The sequence below is a fragment of the Pontibacter toksunensis genome, assembly GCF_042686245.1.
In the GTDB taxonomy this organism is placed as follows: Bacteria; Bacteroidota; Bacteroidia; order Cytophagales; family Hymenobacteraceae; genus Pontibacter; species Pontibacter toksunensis.
On the sequence record NZ_JBHUOX010000028.1, the window covers coordinates 12541 to 35936 of the forward strand.

The window sequence follows — 23396 nt, forward strand, 5'->3', positions numbered from 1 at the left end:
AGCTGATAATATATTTTTCAGTTCTTATACAGACTTATAGGGTATAGCCCTGAAAATCAGCGGGGCCTGCTATATTAGTATAGCAGGCCCCGCTGATTATTTTTTGGCTTTATATTTTAAGATGCTTGTGCCGCTTTGCGCTTCTTAAGCTTTTCAGGTGCCGGCGCCTCCTGTGGCATGACCATACTCAGCAAGTCTGTCAGCTTTTGCTTCATTGCTTTGCGGTCTACTATAAAATCGAGGAAGCCATGCTCCAGTACAAACTCAGCACTCTGGAATCCTTTTGGCAGGTCCTTACCAATTGTTTCTTTAATGACGCGCGGTCCGGCAAAACCGATTAGCGCGCCTGGCTCTGCAATGTTGAAATCACCTAACATGGCATAAGAAGCCGTTACGCCACCTGTTGTCGGGTCTGTAAGCAGCGAAATGTAAGGCAATCCTTCCTCCGCCAGAAGCGCCAGTTTAGCTGATGTCTTCGCCATCTGCATTAAGGAAAAACCTGCTTCCATCATGCGCGCACCACCAGATTTAGAAATCATCAGGAACGGCATGCGGTTTTTCCGGGCATAATCTATGGCGCGGGCAATCTTCTCGCCTACCACTGAGCCCATCGAACCGCCGATAAAGGCAAAGTCCATGCTGGCGATGGTAATGTCCTGGCCATTCATCTTACCATAAGCGGTGCGAACAGCATCTTTCAGTCCTGTTTTTCTTTCAGTGGCCACAATGCGCTGTGGGTATGGCTTAGAGTCCACAAACTCAAGCGGGTCACCTGAAGTCAGGTGCTCATCCATCTCTGTAAACTCATTGTCATCAAAAAGGATAGCAAAGTATTCTTTGGAGCCAATGCGGTCGTGGTAATCGCATTTTACGCAGGTGTGCATGTTCTTGCGGTGCTCGGCCATGCTGGTAACTGCTTTGCACTCCGGGCACTTGTACCACAACCCGTCCGGTGTCTCCTTCTTCTCCTCCGTAGGTGTATGGATTCCTTTTTCAACTCGTTTAAACCAAGGCATCATAGACAAAAGCGTGCTTGCAGCACATATAAATGTTGGGTACTTTTCTTTGCCAGGCGGCAAAGTATAACTATACAGACTGCCTCAATCCTTCAATAAAAGACTTTGAAGAAGCAGGCTACAAAAATATGTAATTATCAGCAGTTGTGCTAAATATTATGCTATTGTAATCTCATTAGCTAAATAAACGTCCTGAACCGCATTTATCAGTTCCACACCTTCTGCAAACTCTCTCTGGAAAGCCCTTCGGCCCAGAATCAGCCCCATGCCGCCGGCCCGCTTGTTGATAACGGCTGTGCGCACAGACTGCTGCAGGTCAGTCTCCCCCTGCGACTCACCGCCCGAGTTAATCAGGCCAGCGCGACCCATGTAGCAGTTTGCCACCTGGTAACGGCAAAGGTCGATGGGGTGGTCGGTACTCAGCTCACTGTACATTCTCTTATCAGACTTAGAGAAATTGATGGCAGTGAAGCCCCCGTTGGTCTCCGGCAGTTTCTGCTTGATGATGTCTGCCTGAATGGTTACCCCGAGGTGGTTAGCCTGGCCTGTCAGGTCTGCCGCCACATGGTAATCCTTGCCGTCTTTTTTGAAGGCGTTGTTGCGGGTGTAGCACCACAGGATAGTAGTCATACCTAACTGGTGCGCCCGCTCAAAGGCCTCCGACACTTCTATTATCTGCCGCGACGACTCCTCAGAACCAAAGTAAATAGTAGCTCCCACGGCTGCCGCGCCCAAATTCCAGGCCTCATCCACAGAACCGAACATTATCTGGTTGTATTTGGTGGGGTAAGTGAGCAACTCGTTGTGGTTTATTTTAACGATAAACGGAATCTTGTGCGCGTACTTCCGCGACATCATCGCCAGGTTACCGAATGTAGTGGCCACCGCATTACAGCCCCCTTCCATCGCCAGTTTCAGGATATTCTCTGGGTCAAAGTAAATGGGGTTTGGAGCAAAGGAAGCGCCTGCTGTATGCTCGATGCCCTGGTCGATGGGCAGAATGGAAATGTAGCCCGTACCCGCCAGCCGGCCGTGGCTGAACAGCTGTTGGAGGTTGCGCAGCACCTGCGGACTGCGGTTTGTCTGGGCAAAAATCCTGTCCACAAAATCAGGCCCCGGCACATGCAGCTGCTCTTTTCTGAAAGTCTTGCTTTCATGGTGTAAAAGCGCTTCCGCATCCGGGCCAAGCATCGAAACAATATTTTCGTACGTCATCAGTCTTGTGTTTTTTGAAATGGAGATACTATGCTGGATTAGTGATTACGGAACGGCTGTATGAGGAAAGCATTTTACTTCCGGTTGGTACAAAGCTGTTTTGTTCGGCCTGTGAGGAAACCTATGCTGAAGGCATCCTTCAGAAATATACTAGGAGCAGCTTAAAAAGTTGCTCGCAAACAACAGCGCCAGCCACTTGGAAAGTAGCTGGCGCCGGGGTATTCAAATGAACTTCAAAGAAGAAGAATGATACGGCACAGCCATTCGCTGTTACAAACCAATGGCTCCGGTACACTTATGCATTTGCCGTACTACTTGAATCGTATTACCTGATGCCCGGTCCTTCTACTTGCACTCTTCGTTCACCACTTTACCATCTATGATTACTGCACAGACGTGGGTGGTGTACTCAAAAGGGTCGCCATCGAACAGGACCACATCAGCGTCCTTTCCTTTCTCTAGCGAGCCAACACGCTGCTCCAAACCAATGAGTTTAGCTGGAGTAGTGGTGATGGAAGCCAAGGCCTGCTCCGGGTTCATACCGTTGGCAACGGCTACGCCTGCCTCAAACAGCAACACACGCGCACGCGGCACATACTGCTCAAACCCGCTCTGGATAGCCACCGGCACACCTGCCCTGGCAAGTACACCCGCTGATTCAAAAGACATGTTTTTGCTATCACCGTTTGCCCGGGCCATCGTAGGGTGAAGAATAACGGGTACACCTGCCGCCTTTATCTCATCTATCAGAAGATACGCCTCCGCACCTCCATCCAGAATCATATCCAGGTTAAATTCTTTTGCAAGGCGCAGGGCCGCCATAACGTCGTTGGCTCTGTTTGCCGTAACAAGGGCCTTATACTTTTTATTCAGCACACCCGCCAGGTACTCCAGTTTCAGGTTGCGGTCCGGGCGCTTGCTCACGTCAGCGTTGGCCATCTTCTTTGTGTATGCCTGCGCTGCCTGTAGTTCGGCCCGCAGCATGGCCATGCCTTTGGCTGAGGTTTTGGGGGAGTTATAGTTTTCTCCTACCGTTGACCCTAGGGTAAAGGCGATCATCTTCGTGGTATCCATCAGCGTAGCAAAACCATCCGGAGATGTTTTGATGGTCATCGTCTGGCCACTTACCAAGGCACCCGGTCCGTGACCGGTGTTGATGGTCGTTACGCCGTGGTCACGCACCCACTCCACCAGTTCCTCCTGTGGGTTGTAAGCATCCAGGGCACGAAGCTCCGGCTGGACAGGCGCTGTTTTCTCTAGTTGCTGCTGATCGGCGGGAATATTATAGATGCCTGCCAGGCCCACAGAAGTATGGGCATCCACAAAACCTGGCGTCACAACTTTTGCAGTATACGTTTTATAGCCCTGAGGCACCTGTACAGCATTGGCAGCACCTACTGCCTCAATCTTTCCATTGCTGATCAGCAACACACCATTTTTTATAGGTGCTCCTGCCTGTGTATAAACTGTTTCGCCTTTCACAGCTATCTGCGCTTGCACCTGCGACATACCCACTATCGTCGCAGCCATCAGGGCAGCAGCCAATTGTATTTTCTTTTTCATTTTGAATCTCTAAAAGCTATTTACAAGTTGAACTGAAAGCATACAGAATGCTCCCTGCCAGCTCAACTTCATAACTCTGAACTTTTAACTCTTAACTTCTTAATGCGCGTGATAGTGTAGCTCTCCATCGTAGGCATTGTACCCGCCTGTGGCAAAAGCCTTATCCTCAGGCTTGCTGAAGTCGAAGCGCTTCTGCCCCTCTACCCACGTTTGCTCAACCCGGGTGTAGACACTAAATGGCTCCCCGTTCAGCACGACAAAGTCAGCGTCTTTGCCTTTCTCCAGCGAACCAACACGGTTTTCCAGCTCCAGCATTTTAGCACCTGCAATGGTGAGGGCCTCAATCGCTTTCTCTTTGCTCATACCTGCCCGCACGCCCAGTGCGGCACCACGCAGGAATAAGCGGGAATCGGTGATCCCGTCGTCGGTGTGGAAGGCGGTGAGAACACCGGCTTTCTCCAGTGCCGCCCCATTTGTATTGCTGATATCTACCGCTTCCGACTTACCGCCCGGGGAGTCAAGTGTAATGATGGAGGCAGGCACACCGGCTTTTGCAATTTCATCGGCAGCTTTCCAGGCTTCGCTTACATGGTGCAGCACCAGCTTAAAGCCAAACTCTTTCTGTAGCCGCAGGGCGGTCAGGATATCGTCGTAACGGTGGGTGTGGAAATGCACAATGCGTTTGCCGTTTAGCACCTCTACCAGTGGCTCCAGTTGGGGCTTGCGCTCCGGCATTTTATCGGCCTTGCCTTTGGCTGCCTTTAGTTTTGCTTCATACTGCTGCGCTTCCAGGAGCATCTGCCGCACCATGGCCGCGGATTTCGCTCTTGTACCCGGAAAAGGAGCAGACTTCATAGGGTTGGTACCGTTGGCCATTTTCATGCCGCCGCAGATGCCGTTTATCACATCATCGCAGAAGGCCATATCGCCAACGGTTTTGCCTTCCCGCATTTTCAGGTATACTGTTTGGCCGCTCATCAAGTGTCCGGAACCCGGCATCACGTTCACCGTCGTAATGCCTCCGGCGAGGGCGCGCTTAAAGGTGTCGCTCATCGGATTGATGCCGTCGATAATGCGTACGTCTGGGTGCAGGGGCGCAGAGGCATCGCCGCCCGAACCTTCGCCCAGGTGCGAGTGCGTGTCTACGAGGCCGGGCATCAGCACCTTGCCTGTCATATCAAACTCCACGGATCCTTTGGGCACTCTTACTTTATCGGCAGTGCCAACGGCTGTTATTTTCCCGTGCTGCACCACCAGCACACCGTTCTCAATGGGCTGCCCGGCTACAGGAATGATTCTGGCGCCTTTAAAAACATGCGGCTGCTCCTGCGCCATCAGAGGACTGCTCCCCAGAAACAGCGCGAGCCCCAAGGCGGCCAACAATCGTTTATTGATTATCATAAGGTATAAGGGTGATGTAGAAGTTAATTTAGCCACACAACTTAGCCATTTTATTCTTCCCATGAAAACAAGCACGCTTTATTCCTGTTCATACTTCCAACTAACCCAGTTCAATATCCGAAGCGCAAAAGCTGCGAGAACAACAGGATAGCAACCATAAACTGAAAACGAAATGAAAGCAAGCACAAATTCAAGTACAAAAAAACTCTTATCCTACCTCACCATCCTGTTAGTAGGCGCGGGCCTTTATTCCTGCGTTGCCGCCACAGAAGTGATTGGCTCCTGGAAGAGACCGGAAGCAGTAGCCGAAACGTATAATAATGTAGTGGTAGCCGCCATGACAGACAACATACAGGCAAAGCAGATAATAGAAGAGCAACTCGAAGCCCAACTGGAGATGCGCGGAATCAAGGCCACCAAAAGTATAGAACTGTTTCCGCCCTCTGCCATTGCCAGCGAGGGAGCAGACCCGGACATGATGTTGCAGCGCATCCAGGGTGAAGGCTACGACGGCATTATAACAGCAGCGGTGGTAGACCAGGAAACGGAAACACGCTATGTACCCGGCACCAATGCATATGGCGCTTATACCCCGGTTTCGCGCTTCGGCTGGTACAATACCTTCAGAGGATACTATGGGTACATGTCACCAACTTTATACCAGCCCGGCTATTACACCAAAGACAAAATTTACTTCCTGGAATCTAACCTTTACGATGCAGGCTCTGAGAACCTTGTTTGGTCGGCACAGTCCCGTTCTTATGACCCGGGAACGGTGACTTCTTTTGCCGATGAGTTTGCCGAGGTTACAGTGAAGCAGTTGGCAAAAGACAATGTGATTCAGTAGCTACTGACAAAGGAACATCTACAGAAACAAAAGATGGCTAATAAGAGGCACCTGGTTGTGCTACTTCCTGTAAGTAATCTTTCCCCTATAAACTAAAAGCAGAAAGGCCTCCACGTTGGAGGCCTTTCTGCTTTTATACTTCTTCAGGTTACTACAGAGCTATTCGTTATACAACACATGTAGCACCGTCTGCCCTACTGCTTTCAGTGTATTTTTGCTGATAATTTCCATGTTATCGGAGTGGCGGTGATGGTAAGGTCCAAAATAGTCACCGTCAGCAGCATTCATATTATACTCTATGATGTCTATCATGCGGATATTGCCAAGCCTGTTGACGTAGTAGTGGTCGTCGATGATAGCCGGCGCGTTCACGTACTTAAAGTAGTCGGAGTAGCCAAGCCTGTTTCCTGCTTTCCATACTTTATTCACGACTTCCCGGGCAAACTGCATCGAGTGGCCTTCCCGGGCGAAGCGTGCATTCTCGGCTCCCACCATATCTAACAGAATCCCGTAGTTGGCCCTGTAGTTAGGTACATGTTTGTTCTTGCTCCAGTACTGTGATCCAAGGGCCCAGGTGTCCTCTTTATAAGGCAACTCGCTGTTGTCCGGCTGACCATAGTCTTCTCCGTCAAAGAAAATCAGATCCACGCCCACATCCGGTTTCTTCTGTGCCTCGTGTATGGTTCTGGCAATTTCCAGCAGCACGCCCACGCCACTGGCGCCATCATTCGCACCTGCAACCGGCTTATCCGGTTCGTGTTCGTCTTTATCGGCAATAGGACGGGTATCCCAGTGGGCAGCCAGCAATATCCGGTTGGCTGCACCAGGATTATAGGAGGCAATCACATTGCGCAGGTTCAGCATGGTGCCATCGTAGGCTGCCACCTGAAACTTCTGCTCTGTTACCTCTGCACCATACTCTTTCAACTTCTTTACAATCCATTCGCCAGTAGCATAGTGTGCAGGCGTATTAGGCACACGCGGCCCGAATGTCACCTGCTTCTCTACCAGTGCATAAGCTGTGTCAGCATTAAAAGCAGGTGCCTGCACTGCTTCTTTCTCGTCCTCTACCCTCACCTGCCGCGCAGCGCCGTTGTCGGTTGAGTCGCAGGAGTAAAAGGCAAGCGAACTACACAACAGCAGTGCCAGCATATTCCATTTATTCTTCATAAGCCCAGTCAATTCCTGTTTTAAGGTCTTTGATCACAATGCCTTGCTTCTTTAGCTCGGCTCGGATCACATCTACCTTATCATAATGTTTGGCCTCTTTGGCCTCTTTGTAAAACTGCAGCACCAGGTCCAGCATCTCCTCTACGTCCCCTAATGGTTCCTCCTGCAGCCCCAGTACGTTCAGCACCAGTTCCTGGTAAGTATCCCGAACCGTATCAAACGTGCCCCGCGACAACTGCTCTATCTTGATCTGCCCCAGGTTCAGGCTGTTAATCTTCTTGAGCAGGTTAAAGAGCGAGGCAATGGTACGGGCTGTATTCAGGTCATCGTTCAGGCCCCGGTAGCAATCCTCCGTCAGCTTCAGCAGTTCCTCGTTAAGTTTGACATCCGGCTCCACCTCCGCCGTATCTTGCGGGTACTGCAGCTTCTTGAGTATGTTCAATCCGTTCATCAGCTTGGTATAGCCTTTGCGGGCTGCCTGCAGCGCCTCGTTGCTGAAATCAAGGGTGCTGCGGTAATGCGCTTGCAAAATAAAGAAGCGGATGGTCATGGGGCTGTAAGCCTGCTCCAGCATCTCATGGTTGCCACTGAACAGCTCGCTCAGGTTGATAAAGTTACCCAAGGATTTGCCCATCTTCTGACCGCCCACCGTAATCATGTTGTTATGCACCCAATACCGGGCGCCTTCGCCGTGGTCGCAGCTTGCCTGGTTCTGCGCAATTTCGCACTCGTGGTGCGGGAACATCAGGTCCAGGCCTCCTCCGTGTATATCAAAGGTTGTGCCTAAGTATTTGCGGCTCATGGCAGAGCACTCCAGGTGCCAGCCCGGAAAGCCTTCGCTCCACGGCGAGGGCCAGCGCATGATGTGCGTAGGAGATGCTTTTTTCCAGAGCGCGAAATCCACTGGAGAGCGTTTTTCCTCCTGCCCCTCAGTGTCGCGGGTATTGCTCAGCAGGTCCTCAACGTTGCGGCCAGACAGCTTCCCGTAGTTATGGTTCTGGTTGTAGGCTTTCACATCAAAGTAGACAGAGCCGTTCACCTCGTAGGCAAGCCCGTTATTCAGTATCTCCTGTATCATCTCTATCTGCTCGATGATGTGGCCGGAGGCCCGGGGTTCTATGTCCGGAGGCAGTACATTCAGTTTGCGCAGTTCCTCATGGTACACGTTGGTATAGTGCTGCACTACCTCCATCGGCTCCAGGTGCTCGAGCTTGGCTTTTCGCTGGATTTTATCTTCTCCCTCGTCGGCATCGTTCTCCAGGTGGCCCACATCCGTGACATTGCGCACATAACGCACCTTATAGCCTTGGTTTTTGAGGTAACGGTACAGGGTATCGAAGGTAATGGCACTGCGGGCATGGCCCAGGTGCGGCTCCCCGTAAACGGTTGGCCCGCAGACATACATCCCCACAAAGGGGGCGTGCAGCGGCTCAAACACCTCTTTTTTTCGCGTTAGCGTATTGTACAGGTTCAGTTTCTGTTGCATGACTAATCAGATATATACACCAGCAGGTGCGGCGCTTTTCAGCGCATCAGCCAGTATTATGCGGCCTCTTAATGGTTCAAAACTATAAATATTGCCTCCCAACTCCTAAGCACACTTCTAAACTTTACCTCTTAAGCTGCAAATGTGCATTCGTAAGAATGAAATTTAAACGTGCGCCAGCACTACTCTTCCGTCTTTGGCTCCAGCACATATTTTGCCGATATCGGGAAGTGATCTGACAAGGCCATTTCATAATGCACTTCGAACTCGTACGCCCGAAGCCCCTGACTGTAAAACTGGTTGTCAATCCGTAAAAACGGAAGCGGGCCGTTATAGGTAGCCCCCAATCCGCTACCAGCCTTCACAAAGGCATTCTGCAGCTTTTTGTTCAGTTCATTATATGTGTAGCTGAAAGGGATATCGTTATAATCGCCGCTAACCACAAAGGGATACGGGCAGTCATCAAAATGCTCCAGCAGCATCTCTACCTGATAGCCCCGCGCTATAAAGCCTTTCCGCAGGCGCCTGGCAAGGTTACGACCTTCTCTCTTAAAACTCTCCTCGTCGCTTCCGATAGAGGTGTAAGTATTCTCTATATCTTCAGCTTTGATACTCATAGACTGCAGGTGCGTGGCATACACCCGCACCGTATCTCCATCCATATTAAGATCAGCCCATATGGCACGGTTGCCACTGGATTTTTCGGAAAAATGAATAACGCCTTTCTCTACAATGGGATACCTGGAAAAAATGGCCAAACCCAGATCACCGTGCTTGCGGTTGGAACTGGCTGCGGAAAAGAACTCCTCTTTACCGTGCCGTGTGCCTATTCTGCTGATGATGTTATAATTGTATTCTTTAGATTTCGGGTTGCTGTAAAATTCCTGCAGGCAATACACATCTGCCGGATGCGCCGCTACCCAGTCTACCATTTCAGTAGATACGCCTGCTGTACGCCTTTCTTTGCCTTCATAGGCTGTGAACATATGCGTATTCAGGCTAAGTATATGCAGGGTTTTGGCGTCCTGTGGCGGCAGTTCCTTTACCAGGCCCAGCGGTACCAGACGCTCGTAATAGTCCCACCCCAGCACCATCACCGCCAGGGGCAGAAACACAAACCAGGAGAGGCGCAGTGCCCAGTAAAGCAGGAACAGGAAATTCAGCACCAGTGCCCCCGGCAGTGAGAATGCAATAAAGCCCGCCGGCCAGAACTCGTAAGGTGGTATCTGCATACACAGGACTGCCAGCAGCAGCCACAACACCACTGCGATGTTGAGGATGAGCCATATACGGGTGCGTATATTTTTGAAGGTAGTAGACACGAGAGCAAACTTACGAATTATGATACTATCTATTTCTATCCCACGCCGGAAGACAAAAGATATTATGCTGCCGCGAAATAATTTCTGCACCCTGTGTCACTATCTCAGCCTTGCCCGAACTTAATTAAAGGGGCTGCTGTTACACATCAAGGCCGCTTATTAGTGGTCTCCTGCACAGTTCGGCTTTTGCCTTCTCTTCCTTGTAATTAGATGATTGCGATAATTTAATACAGGCATTGGCAATACGCTATGTTGTTTATCTAAGGATTTTGTAGTAAATTTGTGCCATTATTTCCAAGGAGATGAGGGGACACGGGGTCCCCTTCTTTATTTCTTAACCGTTTGCTATGGCACTTACTGCAACAACCATAAGAAAAATGGCAGAGACGAGCCTGCCGGAGCAGGACCTCTTTATTGTGGATGTGGCTGTTTCTGACTCGCCCCGTCCTAAAATCACGGTGCTGGCCGATGGGGAGCAGGGCATTACGATAGACCAGTGCGCTACGATTAGCCGCCGCATCAACAAACAGATTGAGGAGTTGCTTGGCGAAGAAGAGGTGAGCTATGTACTGGAGGTAAGTTCACCCGGTCTGGACTTCCCCCTGACACAGCCACAGCAATTTAAGCGTAATATAGGCCGCAACCTGAAGCTGAGGCTGCAGGATGGCACCGAGAAAACAGGAAAGCTGGAGGAAGTTACTGAAACCGGGATTAACCTGTTGGAAGAAGTTAAACAAAAAGGCAAAAAGGCAACGTATGTGCCTGCGCAAATACCTTTCGGGGAGATTGTAAAAGCAAATGTTGTGATATCTTTTAAATGACAAAATAATGAATAGTTCAGTCCTGATCGAATCGTTCTCCGAATTCGCGAAATTCAAGAACATTGACCGCCCGACTATGATGCGCATCCTCGAGGATGTGTTCCGCACCATGATCCGTAAAAAGTGGTCTACTGACGAGAACTTTGACATCATTCTTAATGTGGAGAAGGGTGACCTGGAGATTTGGCGCAACCGCGAGATTGTGGACGACAACTCGGAGGATATCTGGGACCATGACAAGATTAGCCTTTCGGATGCCCGCAAGATTGAGCCTGACTTTGAGGTTGGCGAGGAAGTGTCTGAAGAAGTGAAACTGGAAGACTTCGGCCGACGTGCCGTACTCACAGCCCGCCAGACCCTGATCCAGCGCATCAAGGACATGGAGAAAGAACTTGTATTCCAGAAGTACAAAGACCAGGTAGGAGAGATTATCTCCGGCGAGGTGTACCAGGTTTGGAACCGCGAAGTGTTGTTGCTTGACCAGGAGGAAAACGAACTTCTGATACCGAAGGTAGAGCAGATACCCAAAGACCGTTACCGCAAAGGTGATGTGGTAAGAGCGGTGGTGCAGCGTGTGGAGATAGTGAACGGTAACCCGAAGATTATCCTTTCCCGTACGTCACCGGCATTTTTGGAGCGCCTGTTCGAGAACGAGGTACCGGAAATTTACGATGGACTGATCGCCATCAAGAAAATTGTGCGTGAGCCAGGTGAGCGCGCCAAGGTTGCCGTGGAGTCTTTTGACGACCGCATTGACCCGGTAGGCGCCTGCGTGGGTATGAAAGGTTCCCGCATCCACTCCATCGTACGCGAGTTGGAGAATGAGAACATTGACGTGATCAACTATACTGAGAACCTGGAGCTTTACATTCAGCGCGCCCTTAGCCCGGCTAAGATCAGCAGCATGAAGATTGATGAAGAGTCAGGCCGGGTATCTGTATTCCTGAAGCCGGACCAGGTATCACTGGCTATCGGTAAAGGCGGACAGAACATTAAGCTGGCAAGCCGCCTGGTGGGTCTTGAGATAGATGTGTTCCGTGAGTCTGAAAGCTATGAGGAGGACATCAGCCTGGAAGAGTTCACAGACGAAATTGAAGATTGGGTAATTGCAGAACTGAGACGCATCGGCCTCGACACAGCGAAGAGTGTGCTGGCTGTGAGCAAAGAAGATTTGCTGCGCCGCACAGAGTTGGAAGAGGAAACCATTGAGGATGTGTTCTCTATTCTGCGCGAAGAGTTGGAAGAAGAAGATAACCAGTAGTTGCGAGTTGCGCGCTGTTCATTTAATTTTGAGAGAATTACAACGGCGTGCAGCTTTATCAGTCTCTGACTAGGCAACTATATTTTACACAGTATTAAAAGACAGCATATTAGAACAAAATGGCAGAAGAAAAAACAAGGAGGCTCAAACAGGTTGCAACTACATTGAACATTGGTACTACTACCATTGTGGACTACCTCTCTGCTAAAGGTTTTGACGTGGAAAACAAACCCACTACCAAAATCACGGCAGAGCAGTTCAGTATGCTGGCGAAAGAGTACGCTTCTTCTATGCAGGACAAGCAGGAGGCGGAAGAAATAAATATAGGTAAAAAGCCGCAGAGCAACCAGGTGATCGAGTCTGAAAAGCACCATCACCCTGAACCAAAGAAGCAAAGCGAGCCTGAGCAGGAAATGCTGATAAAGAACAGCAGCCAGCCACGGCAGGAAACCCCTGCCCCGAAGCCGGCAGCCGCTGTTCCTCAGCTACAGGGCATTAAAGTATTGGGTAAAATAGAACTGGATGCCAAAGGCAATCCGATTCCGAGGAAACCTGCACCCGCACCTGCACCGACGCTTGCTCCAGCACCTGCTGCTGAAGAAAAACCAGCGCCAGTTCCTGAGCCGAAGGTAGCCGAAAAGCCTGCCGCAGAGGCGCCACAGGCCGCAGCGCCTGCGCCAGAGAAACCTGCTGCACCAGCGCCAGCACCAGAGAAAACAGAAGCGCCAAAAGCTCCTGAGACTCCTGCTGCGCCGGTACAACCAGCTGCCAAGGCCCCTGAGGCTCCTGCCAAGCCGAAAGAGGATGCACCTGCGCAGCAACCACCGGCGAAGCCTGCCGCTGAGAAACCAGCCGCAAGCGCACCAAAACAGCCAGCACCAGAGAAGGCGCCTCAGCAACCGGCCACTCCTGATGCAGCGAATGAGCAAGAAAATAACAAGGATATAGAAAAGATTTCAGGAAGAGCAGACCAGTTAAAAGGTCTCACTGTACTTGGCAAAATAGAGTTGCCTACAGAATCGCGCAGAAAAGGTTCTAAGCCTGTGGCGTCGTCAGACGACAAGAAAGGCAAGAAGAAAAAGCGCAAGCGCATTATTGTGGGCGAAGGCGGCCAGCAGGGTCAGGCGCAAGGCCAGGGACCCGGTCAAGGCAACCAGCGTCCTATTGTTCCTTCGCAGCACAGAGCTGCTGGCGGAGGTGCCGGTAGCAGCCAGCGTCCACCACGAGGTGGCGCCAAAGGAGGGCCCAGACCTACTGCCCCGGCTGGCAGACCAGTTAAAGCAGAGGTTACGGACAAGGAAATTCAGGAGCAGATTAAAGCAACGCTCGCAAAGCTGAGCGGTGGTAAAGGCGGTGGTAACCGTGCCAAGTACCGCCGTGAAAAGCGTTCTGCCGTTGCTGATGCCACTGAAGAGCGCCGCATGGCAGAGCAGGCAGAGTCTAAGACACTGCGTGTAACTGAATTCGTGTCGGCCAATGACCTTGCCTCCCTGATGGATGTGAGCGTGAACGACATCATTAAGGTGTGTATGCAAATGGGTATGTTCGTCTCCATTAACCAGCGCCTTGATGCTGAAGCCATCACTGTTATTGCAGATGAGTTTGGCTACGACGTTGACTTCATTACAACAGAAGACGAGCAGGCCCTGGAGGATATAGGTGAGGAGAACGAGGAGGATTTGGAAGAGCGTGCCCCAATCGTAACCATCATGGGTCACGTTGACCACGGTAAGACATCCCTGCTCGACTACATCCGAAACGCAAACGTGACTGCAGGTGAAGCCGGTGGTATTACGCAGCACATCGGTGCCTATAAAGTGAAAACAGAAAGCGGCCGTACTGTTACCTTCCTCGATACACCGGGTCACGAAGCCTTTACGGCCATGCGTGCCCGTGGTGCCAAGGTAACAGACGTTGTTATTATCGTAGTTGCGGCTGACGATTCCGTGATGCCCCAGACAAAAGAGGCCATCAACCACGCACAGGCAGCCGGTTCACCAATCATTATCGCACTGAACAAAATAGATAAGCCAGCCGCTAACCCGGATAAAGTAAGGGAAGAACTCGCCCAGATGAATATCCTGGTGGAAGAATGGGGTGGTAAATACCAATCGCAGGAAGTATCTGCTAAAACAGGTGCAGGTATTCCGGAACTGTTGGAAAAAGTGCTTTTGGAAGCTGAAATTCTTGAATTGAAGGCGAACCCGAACCGTGCTGCAATAGGTACAGTTATCGAAGCCTCCCTGGACAAAGGCCGTGGCTATGTAGCTACCGTGCTGGTACAGACAGGTAACCTGAAAATAGGTGATGTGGTACTGGCTGGCTCTCATTATGGTAGGGTAAAAGCCATGACCAACCACCTTGGCAAGAAGATGAAAGAAGCTGGGCCGTCTACGCCAGTGCAGTTGCTTGGATTGGATGGAGCACCACAGGCCGGCGACAAGTTCCTGGTAATGGAATCGGAGCGCGAGGCACGTGAAATTGCCACAAACCGTTCGCAGGTACAGCGTGAGCAGAGTTTGCGTACCCGTAAGCATATTACGCTGGATGAGATTGGTCGCCGTCTGGCAATCGGATCATTCAAGGAGCTTAATGTGATTGTGAAAGGTGACGTGGATGGTTCCGTGGAAGCACTTGCTGACTCCCTCTTGAAGCTGTCTACGCCTGAGGTTCAGGTAAGCATCATTAACAAAGGCGTGGGGGCCATCTCTGAGTCTGATGTGTTGCTGGCTTCTGCCTCTGACGCGATTATCATTGGTTTCCAGGTGCGTCCTTCCCTGAATGCGCGTAAACTGGCAGAGCAGGAGCAAATTGATGTACGCCTGTACTCTATCATCTACGACGCTATCAACGAGGTAAAAGATGCCATGGAAGGTATGCTTGCACCAACACTGAAGGAAGAGATTACGGGTAACGCGCAGGTGCGTGACGTCTTCAAGATTACAAAGGTGGGTACAATTGCAGGTTGTATGGTGACAGATGGCAGCATACAGCGTAACGCCAAGGTTCGCCTGGTGCGCGATGGCATTGTAGTACACGACGGTGAAATACTGGCTCTGAAGCGTTTCAAAGACGATGTGTCGGAAGTGAAACAGGGCTACGAGTGTGGTATCAGCCTGAAAAACTACAATGAGATTGAGATTGGTGACGTGATTGAAGCCTACGTAGAGAAAGAGATAAAGCGTACACTATAAGTCGGATTTTAATTTTGAACAAAGCGCCCCAGCTGCTAACGCGGCTGGGGCGCTTTGCATTTTTTGAATGCCTGTTTATGTCATGGCTTCTGAATCCCACCGAACCTGAATACTCTATCGGAATCAGGATTATCAGAATGAAGACTTGTGGCTGCATCATCCACCTGGGCTTTTATGAATAATGAGCACATGTACCATACAAAGTAAGAACAAGGCTGAACAAAGACAAAGGCTGTAAGCCGGAAACTAGATGATTCTAAAAAAAGAAGCCTGACAGAACTTAATCTGACAGGCTTCTCTACTATAACTTGAGTTGAAGAACTTTTTCTATTGTGAACGGCGCAGTCGGCGCTTGTCGCGCTTATGCTTCTTCATCATTTTCTTCTCTTTTTTCAAAATCTCTTTCATTCGCTTGCTGTTCGCAATCTTCTTTTTATCAAAGGTTTTGCGGCGGTCATCTTCGTAGGCATTGAAACGGGTATCTAAACCAGCTGCACGGCGATCGGCGGCATCAACTGATGTGCCTTTGCGCTCTACCTTAGCAGTACCCCAATACTCATCCTTAGCAGACAAGGTGCTGCTCTGTGAGGTTTGGGCATTCGCTTCCGGGTAGAAAAGGATGATTCCAAAAGTAAAAAGCAGCAGGGTCAGTTTCTTCATGTTAATTCTACTTATCAAGGTGTCTTAGGTATACAACGTAAAACTCTTACAAAATCTTTTGTGCTTCCTTAACACGTAGAATGAAGATAAAAGTTCTGCTACTCAAAATTATGTGACCAACCCATACGGGGCTTCGTTTCAGTGGCAGCCTTTACCATGAAACAGCAGTCACACCATTATTTACAAACCGGCCCATCGTGCCATCTTCCCAAATCAGGCACTTAAAAGACTGACCTAAATGTACTTGTTTACTTTCAATTTACAAGTCTCGCTGTGTCAGGTACTGGAAAATTCATAAAAAGCTATGTTCTTATACAACCTTTTTGCTCGGATCAGTAGCGGGTACCTCATTTTCGCCTTTTAGCAAATCGCGTATCTCAGCCAGTAGCACCTCCTGTTTGTTAACAGCTGCCGCTGGCTTGGCTGCTTCCTCTTCGCGTAAGCGGTTGATGGTGCGCACCAGCATGAAAATGGCAAACGCGATAATAAGGAAGTTGAACACTGACTGCAGAAAGTTACCATAGTTCAGGGTAACGGCAGTGGCCACCACCTCTCCGTTTTCTACCACAGCCTCCCGCAGCACCAGTTGAAGGCTGGAGAAATCTACTTTACTTACCAGCAGCCCCAGGGGCGGCATGATAATGTCGTCTACCAACGACTTGGTGATGGCTCCAAAAGCAGCACCAATCACCACACCTACAGCTAGATCGATAACATTTCCTTTGACGGCAAACTTTTTAAACTCTGAAAAGAAACCCATGCATGTATAAGATTAATGATTCAAGAAATGAGCTGCAAACTTAGCCATTCTGTCAGACATTCCACACCTCTTCCTGCACCACTGTTACCCAGACCTGCCCGACTGGCTGTTTAGGGATTGAACTAAATCACTATCTTTGTAAAGAAGAATTTGAATTCAACCTGAGTCGGATTAACCTATGATTACATACGAGAACCTGCTGCTTAACCTGGAAAATGGTATTCTTACGATTACTGTCAATAGGGCAGACAAGCTGAACGCACTTAACTCTGCTACAATTAGCGAGATAAAACAAGCTATACAGCAAGTGTATGAAGATACTGCCGTGAAGGGAGTTATTATAACAGGGGCTGGCCCTAAGGCTTTTGTGGCTGGCGCCGATATATCTGAAATTGCAGAGTTGAGCGAGGTGAATGCCCGTAGTTTTTCGGAGCGCGGGCAGGAGGTTTTCAGCATGATTGAGCGCTGCAATAAACCTGTGATAGCGGCCATAAACGGTTTTGCTTTAGGAGGAGGTTGCGAGTTGGCCATGGCCTGCCACATGCGTGTAGCCAGCGACAATGCCCGGCTTGGCTTACCGGAAGTAAGCCTTGGCGTATTGCCAGGCTATGGGGGCACACAGCGCCTCACACAGCTGGTGGGCAAGGGCAAGGCCATGGAAATGGCGATGACCGGCGACATGATTCCTGCAGAGGAGGCAAAAGCACTTGGTTTAGTAAACCATGTGGTGCCGCAGGAAGAACTGATGAGCAAGTGCCTGCAGATTATGGAGAAGATAAGGACCAAGGCGCCGTTGGCAGTAGGCCTTGTCATTGATTGTGTAAACGCGGTATTCAACAAAGATGAAAACGGATACCAGACAGAGGCAAATGCATTCGCCCGCTTATGTGCCTCCGAAGACTTTGTAGAAGGCACCAACGCATTCCTGGAGAAGCGCAAACCAAACTTTACAGGTAACTAAAAAAGGAACACCCGGCTCTCAAACCTATCGCATGAGTATAGCCAAGAAACTGGTAGGGCAAACTGCTGCCTATGGCCTAAGCAGTATCGTTGGCAGAGCCCTAAATTACCTGCTCGTACCTATCTACACCAAAGTCTTCCTCCCCGAGGAGTATGGTGTGGTTTCTTACCTCTACGCTTTTGTCGGATTCTTCAACATTCTGTACACCTATGGAATGGAGACAGCCTTTTTCCGTTTTGCCAACAAAGCCGGGGCCGACAGGGACAAACTCTACAACGAGGTACTCACCCTGATCATGTGTAGCAGCGTCGTCCTCACAGGAATACTGCTGCTTATTTCCGGGGCCGTAGTAGAGTATAAAGGGTATCCCCAGGAGTACCTGAACTACATCAACTGGCTAGCCATTATACTGGCGATAGATGCCATTGTGGCCATCCCTTTCGCCAGACTGCGCCTGCAGAACAAGGCCATCAAGTTTGCCTCCATTAAACTTGTTAACATATTACTGACGGTAGGGGCAAACCTTTTTTTCCTGGTGGTTCTCCGGAATATATACTATGGCGATTACCTGCAGGAACTGAGGCCACTGGCAGAGCAGCTGTATAACCCGGATTTCGGGATTGGCTATATTTTCCTGATAAATCTGGTAGCCAATGCCCTCCTGATTCCGATGCTGTGGAAGGAGTTCTCAGTTTTAAGATTCGAACTGAACCTGAAACTGCTGCGGCCAATGTTCCTCTATGCCTACCCGCTCCTATTTATGGGTCTGGCAGGTATGGTGAACGAAGTAATCGACAGGATACTACTGGAGGAGTGGCTGCCGGAAAGCTTTTATCCCAACAGAAGCAACATGGCGGCTGTCGGGATTTACAGCGCCTGCTACAAGCTCTCCATCTTCATGACGTTGGCCATTCAAGCCTTCCGATATGCAGCCGAACCTTTCTTCTTTTCGCAGGCCGAAGAGAAAGACTCGCCCCAGTCGTTTGCCCTTATCATGAAGTGGTTTGTGATTGCCTGTGCCTTTATCTTCCTGTTCATTTCCGCTAACTTAGAAGACTTTGCGCTACTGCTTCGCCGGGAGAGCTACCGAGAGGGTATAATGGTGGTGCCGGTGCTCCTGCTGGCCAACCTGTTCCTGGGCGTGTACTACAACCTCTCCGTGTGGTTCAAACTGACTGACAAAACAAGGTTCGGCACTTACATCAGCTTCGGTGGGGCAGCCATTACCATCATCTTCAACCTGCTCCTGATTCCGGTGCTGGGGTACATGGGCTCGGCCATCGCTACCTTTATCTGTTATTTCAGTATGGCAATGGTGAGCTACTTGCTGGGCAACCGCCACTACCCTATCCCCTATCCGGTTAAAACCATAGTAGCCTATATTCTGCTGGCTACCGGCCTGGTGTGGCTAGCCCTTGACGTTGAGATTGAGAACTTCTGGCTGCGACACGCTTACCACTTAGGCGTATGCGCCATCTTCCTGGTTATTGTATGGCTGCGGGAACGTCCGCGTTTCTCTAAAATGAAAGCATGACATATCTATAGATAATGAATACACAAGACTTACTGGTTAACGTCATTAACCAATCCAAACACACTCTTCCCTCCTACCAAACGCAGCACTCGGCAGGCATGGACCTGCGGGCAAACCTCGACGCGCCGGTTACGTTGAAGCCACTGCAGCGGGCACTCATCCCGACGGGTTTATTTATAGAGCTACCTGAAGGGCACGAGGCACAGATTAGGCCGCGTAGCGGCTTGGCCTATAAGCATGGTATTTCTATTGTGAACAGCCCAGGCACGATTGATGCCGACTACCGTGGCGAGATAAAAGTGCTGCTGGTAAACCTGTCTGATCAGGAGTTTGTAGTAGAAGACGGAGAGCGCATTGCACAGATGGTAGTGGCCCGCTATGAGCGTATAGTATGGCGTGCAGCAGAGAGCCTGACAGACACAGAGCGCGGTGCAGGTGGCTATGGCAGCACCGGCACAAAATAATTTTTGTAACCTCAGCGCTTTTTTTCGTTAATATTATAAGGCGCTTGTTAGTACTACAACAGAATATCACCCCAATTATTAAATAAATGTAAAATCGCTGCAGCAGCAGGCGCTCCTGTAGCTTAAACCAATCAAATAACAACTATGAGGATAATCATACCGATGGCAGGAATGGGCAAGCGCATGCGTCCCCACACCTTAACTGTTCCCAAACCACTTATCCCGATTGCAGGCAAGCCTATTGTGCAGCGCCTTGTAGAAGATATTGCAAAAGTATGCGAGGAGCCTATTGAGGAGGTTGCCTTTATTATCGGCCACTTCGGGAGCAAGGTAGAGCAGGATCTGAAAAGAATCGCTGAGGCCGTTGGCGCGAAAGGCAGCATCTATTACCAGGAAGAGGCCCTGGGCACCGCTCACGCCATTCTTTGTGCACAGGCTTCTCTGGAAGGAAAAGTAGTGGTAGCCTTTGCCGACACACTCTTCAAGGCAGACTTCAAGCTCGACACCAACGCCGACGGTACCATCTGGGTACAGCGCGTGGAAGATCCTCGTCCTTTTGGCGTGATAAAGCTGAACGAGCAGAATGAGATAACTGATTTTGTGGAAAAGCCGGAGCACTTTGTTTCTGACCTGGCCATAATCGGTATCTATTATTTCCGCGACGGAGAGTACCTGCGCAGTGAGCTGCAGTACCTGCTGGACAACAACATCAAAGACAAAGGTGAGTTCCAGTTAACCAATGCGTTAGAGAACATGAAGAACAAAGGCACAACCTTTATTCCAGCCGTGATCTCTGAGTGGCTCGACTGCGGAAATAAAAACGCAACTGTTTATACTAATCAACGCTATTTGGAGTATATAAAGGATGAGGAAGGCTTGGTGGCCTCATCGGCAAAGCTGGAGAACGCGGTGATTATCCCTCCTGTATACATTGGTGAAAACGCCAGAATTACCAACTCGGTAGTCGGCCCGCACGTTTCCATCGGAAACAACACAAGCGTATACAACTCAGTGGTTAGCAACTCGATCGTTCAGGAAGACACCTCCGTAAAAAACGGCAACGTTGCAAACTCTATGTTAGGCAACTTTGTTGTATATGAGGGGCGACAGTCTGACCTTAGCCTCGGTGACTTCAATACGCTTACAGAGTAGATTTATGAAAACATTCGGAAACTTAATACTTGCCACTTGCTGCCTGGCCTTTGTTGTTTCAGGTGAGAGCAATGCTCAGTCTTCTAAAAAGAAAGACAAGTCTGCGCCCATTACGGCTACTGCCCCGCAAATGCAGCAGCCAACGGAGCGCGACAGGCAGATAAGCGAGGCACTGTTTCTGGATGGAATGAAATATTACATGCTGGAGGACTATCAACAAGCCCTCCAGCTTTTTCAAAAAGCATACACCGTTACCCCCAACAACGCCGCCTTAAACTATAAGATAGGCGAAACATACCTGCACCTGAAGGACTCAGAGGCAGCCATGCCTTTTGCCAGGGCTGCTGTGGCTCTTGAGAAGCAGAATGCCTATTACTATCTTTTAGTGACGCAGCTGCATACCGAAAAGAAGCAGTTTAACGAGGCCGCCCAGGCTTTCAACGACCTGCTGCGCAATGTACCCAACTCAGAAGAATACCTTTTTAACCTCGCAGACCTTTACTTATCGCAATCCCGCTTTGAAGACGCCCTGAAAACGTATGAGCGCATCGAAAAGCAGTTTGGTGAAATGGAGCAGCTCCTGGTGAACCGCCAGCAGATATACCTGCGCCAGAAGAATATGCCAAAGGCTATTCAGGAGGGTGAGAAACTACTTGAAACCAACCCAACGGAGATTCGCTACTTCCTGGCGCAGGCAGAGCTTCTGAATGCCTCGAAAAAGCCGGACGACGCGATAAAAGTGCTGGACAAAGCTTTGCGTATCGAGCCGAATAATCCCTTTGCTCACCTGATGCTCTCTGACCTTAACCGGCAGAAAGGCAACAAATCAGAAGCTGAGAAACAGGTAAAAGAGGCATTCCGCAGCCCGGGCCTGGATATTGACACAAAGGTGCGCATTCTGGTTGACTTCATCCGCCAACTCCCTAACCCTGAAGTAGAAGGGGTAGCGCTGGAACTGGTTGACCTGACGATTAAAAACCACCCCAATGAAGCCAAAGCGTACGCTGTAGCGGGTGATCTGCAAACCATAGTAGGCAAGAAAGCAGAAGCACGCGACAATTACCTGCAGGCCGTAAAGCTGGACGATTCTCACTTTAAGATCTGGCAGCAGGTTGTGTTGCTGGATGCGGAGCTATCAGAGGCAAGTGCCATGGTAAAGCACTCGGAGCAGGCACTGGAGCTTTTCCCGAATCAGGCAGTATTCTGGTTCTATAACGGCACTGGCCACCTTATAACAAAAGATTACGCGAAGGCTGTTAGGTCACTGGAGCACGGTAAACGCCTGTCTGCTGGCGAGCCGGAATTACTGGTGCAGTTCAACATGCAGCTGGGCGATGGCTATAACTCCCTGAAAGAATACGAAAAGGCAGACCAGGCATACGAGGCGGTGCTGGCACAGGACAAAAACAACCAGCACGTACTCAATAACTACAGTTATTTCCTGTCGCTGCGCAACCAGAACATGCAGAAGGCTCTGGAAATGTCAGAGCGCCTTGTGAAGCAGCATCCTACTAACCCCACCTACCTAGATACTTATGCCTGGGTACTGTACAAAAGCGGCAAGTATACAGAAGCACGCAAGTACCTGGAGCAGGCAGTTGCCATTTCAGACGATGCCACCATTGTAGAGCATTACGGTGATGTGCTCTTTAAGCTGGGGAAAAAAGAAGAGGCTGTGAGCCAGTGGCAGAAAGCCAAGTTAAAAGGTGAAGCCTCTGCCTTTATTGATAAAAAGATAAAAGATAAAAAGCTGTATGAGTAAACACATTTTGCTTTGCCTGGCAGTAGTGTTCCTGCTGGCAGGCTGCAAAAGAGAAACAGCTCCCACCACTGCCTCTGCCACCACAGAAACGGTAGGCACAGTAGCCGTTAACAACTTCGACTTTAACTACCTCTCCTCCAAAGGGCAGATTACCCTGAACGACAAAAACCAGAACCTGTCGTCAGGAGTCTCTATCCGGATGAAGAAGGACAGTGTGATATGGGTGTCGGTGCAACCTGGCCTCGGCATTGAGGCGGCCCGCATGATGCTGACGCAGGATTCGGTGTACCTGATGAACCGCCTGCAAAAGGAGTATGTGGCTACCGACTATACTTTTCTCCGTAACAAGTTTCAGGTGGATGTCAACTTTGAGGTCCTGCAGTCTATCCTGCTCGGAAATCTTCAGACGCAGGGAACAGAGAAAGCCATGGATGAGGGAAACCTGCAGCACGTGCAGCAGCTGCGCGAGAACCTGCTGTTCGACTACTTTATCGGCCGCCTGAACAGTAAACTGCAACAGCTGAACGTGCAGGACAAGAATACGGGCAACACCATTACCGTGAAGTACGACAGCTTTCAGAACATAGGACAAGAGCCTTTTGCGCACGCACTGGCAGCACAGGTACTCCAAAAAGGCGAGGTGTCGGACTTTAAACTTAACTACAACCGCGTAGCGGTTTCTGATGAGATGCTCTCATTTCCGTTCAGCATACCGACTGATTATAAACGCGGACCTATCAATTAAATATCTGGGGCTGTTGGTTCTTCACTTATAGTTTTGCCATATTTGCAGACTCAGAGTAGAAG

General features: G+C 50.0%; 19 protein-coding genes. 10 read left to right on the plus strand and 9 right to left on the minus strand.

Annotated features, from left to right (window positions below; all coding sequences use genetic code 11):
* Positions 1-116: 116 nt before the first annotated feature.
* The 4 genes from accD to ACFS7Z_RS23660 form a co-directional block, all read right to left on the minus strand.
* Positions 117-1016, minus strand: coding sequence for an acetyl-CoA carboxylase, carboxyltransferase subunit beta (accD, locus tag ACFS7Z_RS23645; RefSeq protein ID WP_377490714.1), 900 nt, complete (start codon positions 1014-1016; stop codon positions 117-119).
* A 156-nt stretch (positions 1017-1172) separates the two neighbouring features.
* Positions 1173-2231 carry a class I fructose-bisphosphate aldolase gene (locus tag ACFS7Z_RS23650; protein WP_377490594.1) on the minus strand — a complete coding sequence of 353 codons (1059 nt, stop codon included), beginning with the start codon at positions 2229-2231 and terminating at the stop codon, positions 1173-1175.
* Positions 2232-2576: 345 nt separating this feature from the next.
* Entirely contained in the window at positions 2577-3794 is a 1218-nt protein-coding gene (locus tag ACFS7Z_RS23655; RefSeq protein ID WP_377490597.1) for an amidohydrolase family protein, read from the minus strand.
* 99 nt (positions 3795-3893) lie between these two features.
* The gene (locus ACFS7Z_RS23660; protein ID WP_377490600.1) at positions 3894-5195 is read right to left on the minus strand and encodes an amidohydrolase family protein; all 1302 of its coding nucleotides are present in this window, start codon (positions 5193-5195) and stop codon (positions 3894-3896) included.
* Positions 5196-5367: 172 nt separating this feature from the next.
* Between ACFS7Z_RS23660 and ACFS7Z_RS23665 the strand changes: the two genes are divergently transcribed.
* Complete coding sequence (locus tag ACFS7Z_RS23665) at positions 5368-6042, plus strand: hypothetical protein (protein WP_377490603.1); 675 nt, start codon at positions 5368-5370, stop codon at positions 6040-6042.
* Between the two features lie 159 nt (positions 6043-6201).
* Here ACFS7Z_RS23665 and ACFS7Z_RS23670 read toward each other — a convergent pair whose 3' ends face one another.
* The 3 genes from ACFS7Z_RS23670 to ACFS7Z_RS23680 form a co-directional block, all read right to left on the minus strand.
* Complete coding sequence (locus tag ACFS7Z_RS23670) at positions 6202-7212, minus strand: M28 family peptidase (protein WP_377490606.1); 1011 nt, start codon at positions 7210-7212, stop codon at positions 6202-6204.
* The gene (gene cysS / locus ACFS7Z_RS23675; RefSeq protein WP_377490609.1) at positions 7202-8698 is read right to left on the minus strand and encodes a cysteine--tRNA ligase; all 1497 of its coding nucleotides are present in this window, start codon (positions 8696-8698) and stop codon (positions 7202-7204) included. Before cysS ends, ACFS7Z_RS23670 begins: the two co-directional genes overlap by 11 nt.
* Before the next feature lie 182 nt (positions 8699-8880).
* Positions 8881-10020: an endonuclease/exonuclease/phosphatase family protein gene (locus ACFS7Z_RS23680; protein ID WP_377490612.1), complete on the minus strand. Its 1140-nt coding sequence runs from the start codon at positions 10018-10020 to the stop codon at positions 8881-8883.
* A gap of 377 nt (positions 10021-10397) precedes the next feature.
* Between ACFS7Z_RS23680 and ACFS7Z_RS23685 the strand changes: the two genes are divergently transcribed.
* The 3 genes from ACFS7Z_RS23685 to infB all read left to right on the plus strand — a co-directional run bounded on the left by ACFS7Z_RS23685 (position 10398) and on the right by infB (position 15296).
* Complete coding sequence (locus ACFS7Z_RS23685; RefSeq protein WP_377490615.1) at positions 10398-10841, plus strand: ribosome maturation factor RimP; 444 nt, start codon at positions 10398-10400, stop codon at positions 10839-10841.
* A 7-nt stretch (positions 10842-10848) separates the two neighbouring features.
* Positions 10849-12102: a transcription termination factor NusA gene (nusA, locus tag ACFS7Z_RS23690; RefSeq protein ID WP_377490618.1), complete on the plus strand. Its 1254-nt coding sequence runs from the start codon at positions 10849-10851 to the stop codon at positions 12100-12102.
* 119 nt (positions 12103-12221) lie between these two features.
* A complete protein-coding gene (infB, locus tag ACFS7Z_RS23695; RefSeq protein WP_377490622.1) occupies positions 12222-15296 on the plus strand; it encodes a translation initiation factor IF-2 in 3075 nt (1024 codons plus the stop codon).
* 327 nt (positions 15297-15623) lie between these two features.
* On the opposite strand, the gene ACFS7Z_RS23700 is transcribed toward infB, so the two are convergent.
* Together ACFS7Z_RS23700 and mscL are read right to left on the minus strand one after the other, a co-directional pair.
* A complete protein-coding gene (locus ACFS7Z_RS23700; protein WP_377490625.1) occupies positions 15624-15956 on the minus strand; it encodes a hypothetical protein in 333 nt (110 codons plus the stop codon).
* Between the two features lie 310 nt (positions 15957-16266).
* Entirely contained in the window at positions 16267-16716 is a 450-nt protein-coding gene (gene mscL, locus ACFS7Z_RS23705) for a large-conductance mechanosensitive channel protein MscL (protein WP_377490628.1), read from the minus strand.
* A gap of 178 nt (positions 16717-16894) precedes the next feature.
* Between mscL and ACFS7Z_RS23710 the strand changes: the two genes are divergently transcribed.
* The 6 genes from ACFS7Z_RS23710 (at position 16895) to ACFS7Z_RS23735 (ending at position 23334) form a co-directional block, all read left to right on the plus strand.
* Positions 16895-17677, plus strand: a complete 783-nt coding sequence (locus tag ACFS7Z_RS23710; RefSeq protein WP_377490631.1) for an enoyl-CoA hydratase/isomerase family protein — start codon at positions 16895-16897, stop codon at positions 17675-17677.
* A gap of 31 nt (positions 17678-17708) precedes the next feature.
* The gene (locus ACFS7Z_RS23715; protein WP_377490634.1) at positions 17709-19211 is read left to right on the plus strand and encodes an oligosaccharide flippase family protein; all 1503 of its coding nucleotides are present in this window, start codon (positions 17709-17711) and stop codon (positions 19209-19211) included.
* A 14-nt stretch (positions 19212-19225) separates the two neighbouring features.
* Positions 19226-19675, plus strand: coding sequence for a dUTP diphosphatase (gene dut / locus ACFS7Z_RS23720; RefSeq protein ID WP_377490637.1), 450 nt, complete (start codon positions 19226-19228; stop codon positions 19673-19675).
* A gap of 144 nt (positions 19676-19819) precedes the next feature.
* Positions 19820-20827 carry a sugar phosphate nucleotidyltransferase gene (locus ACFS7Z_RS23725; RefSeq protein WP_377490640.1) on the plus strand — a complete coding sequence of 336 codons (1008 nt, stop codon included), beginning with the start codon at positions 19820-19822 and terminating at the stop codon, positions 20825-20827.
* Positions 20828-20831: 4 nt separating this feature from the next.
* Positions 20832-22589: a tetratricopeptide repeat protein gene (locus ACFS7Z_RS23730; protein ID WP_377490643.1), complete on the plus strand. Its 1758-nt coding sequence runs from the start codon at positions 20832-20834 to the stop codon at positions 22587-22589.
* On the plus strand, positions 22582-23334 hold the full coding sequence (locus ACFS7Z_RS23735) for a DUF4292 domain-containing protein (RefSeq protein WP_377490646.1): 753 nt from the start codon (positions 22582-22584) through the stop codon (positions 23332-23334). The genes ACFS7Z_RS23730 and ACFS7Z_RS23735 overlap by 8 nt, the downstream gene beginning before the upstream one ends.
* Positions 23335-23396 lie beyond the last annotated feature (62 nt).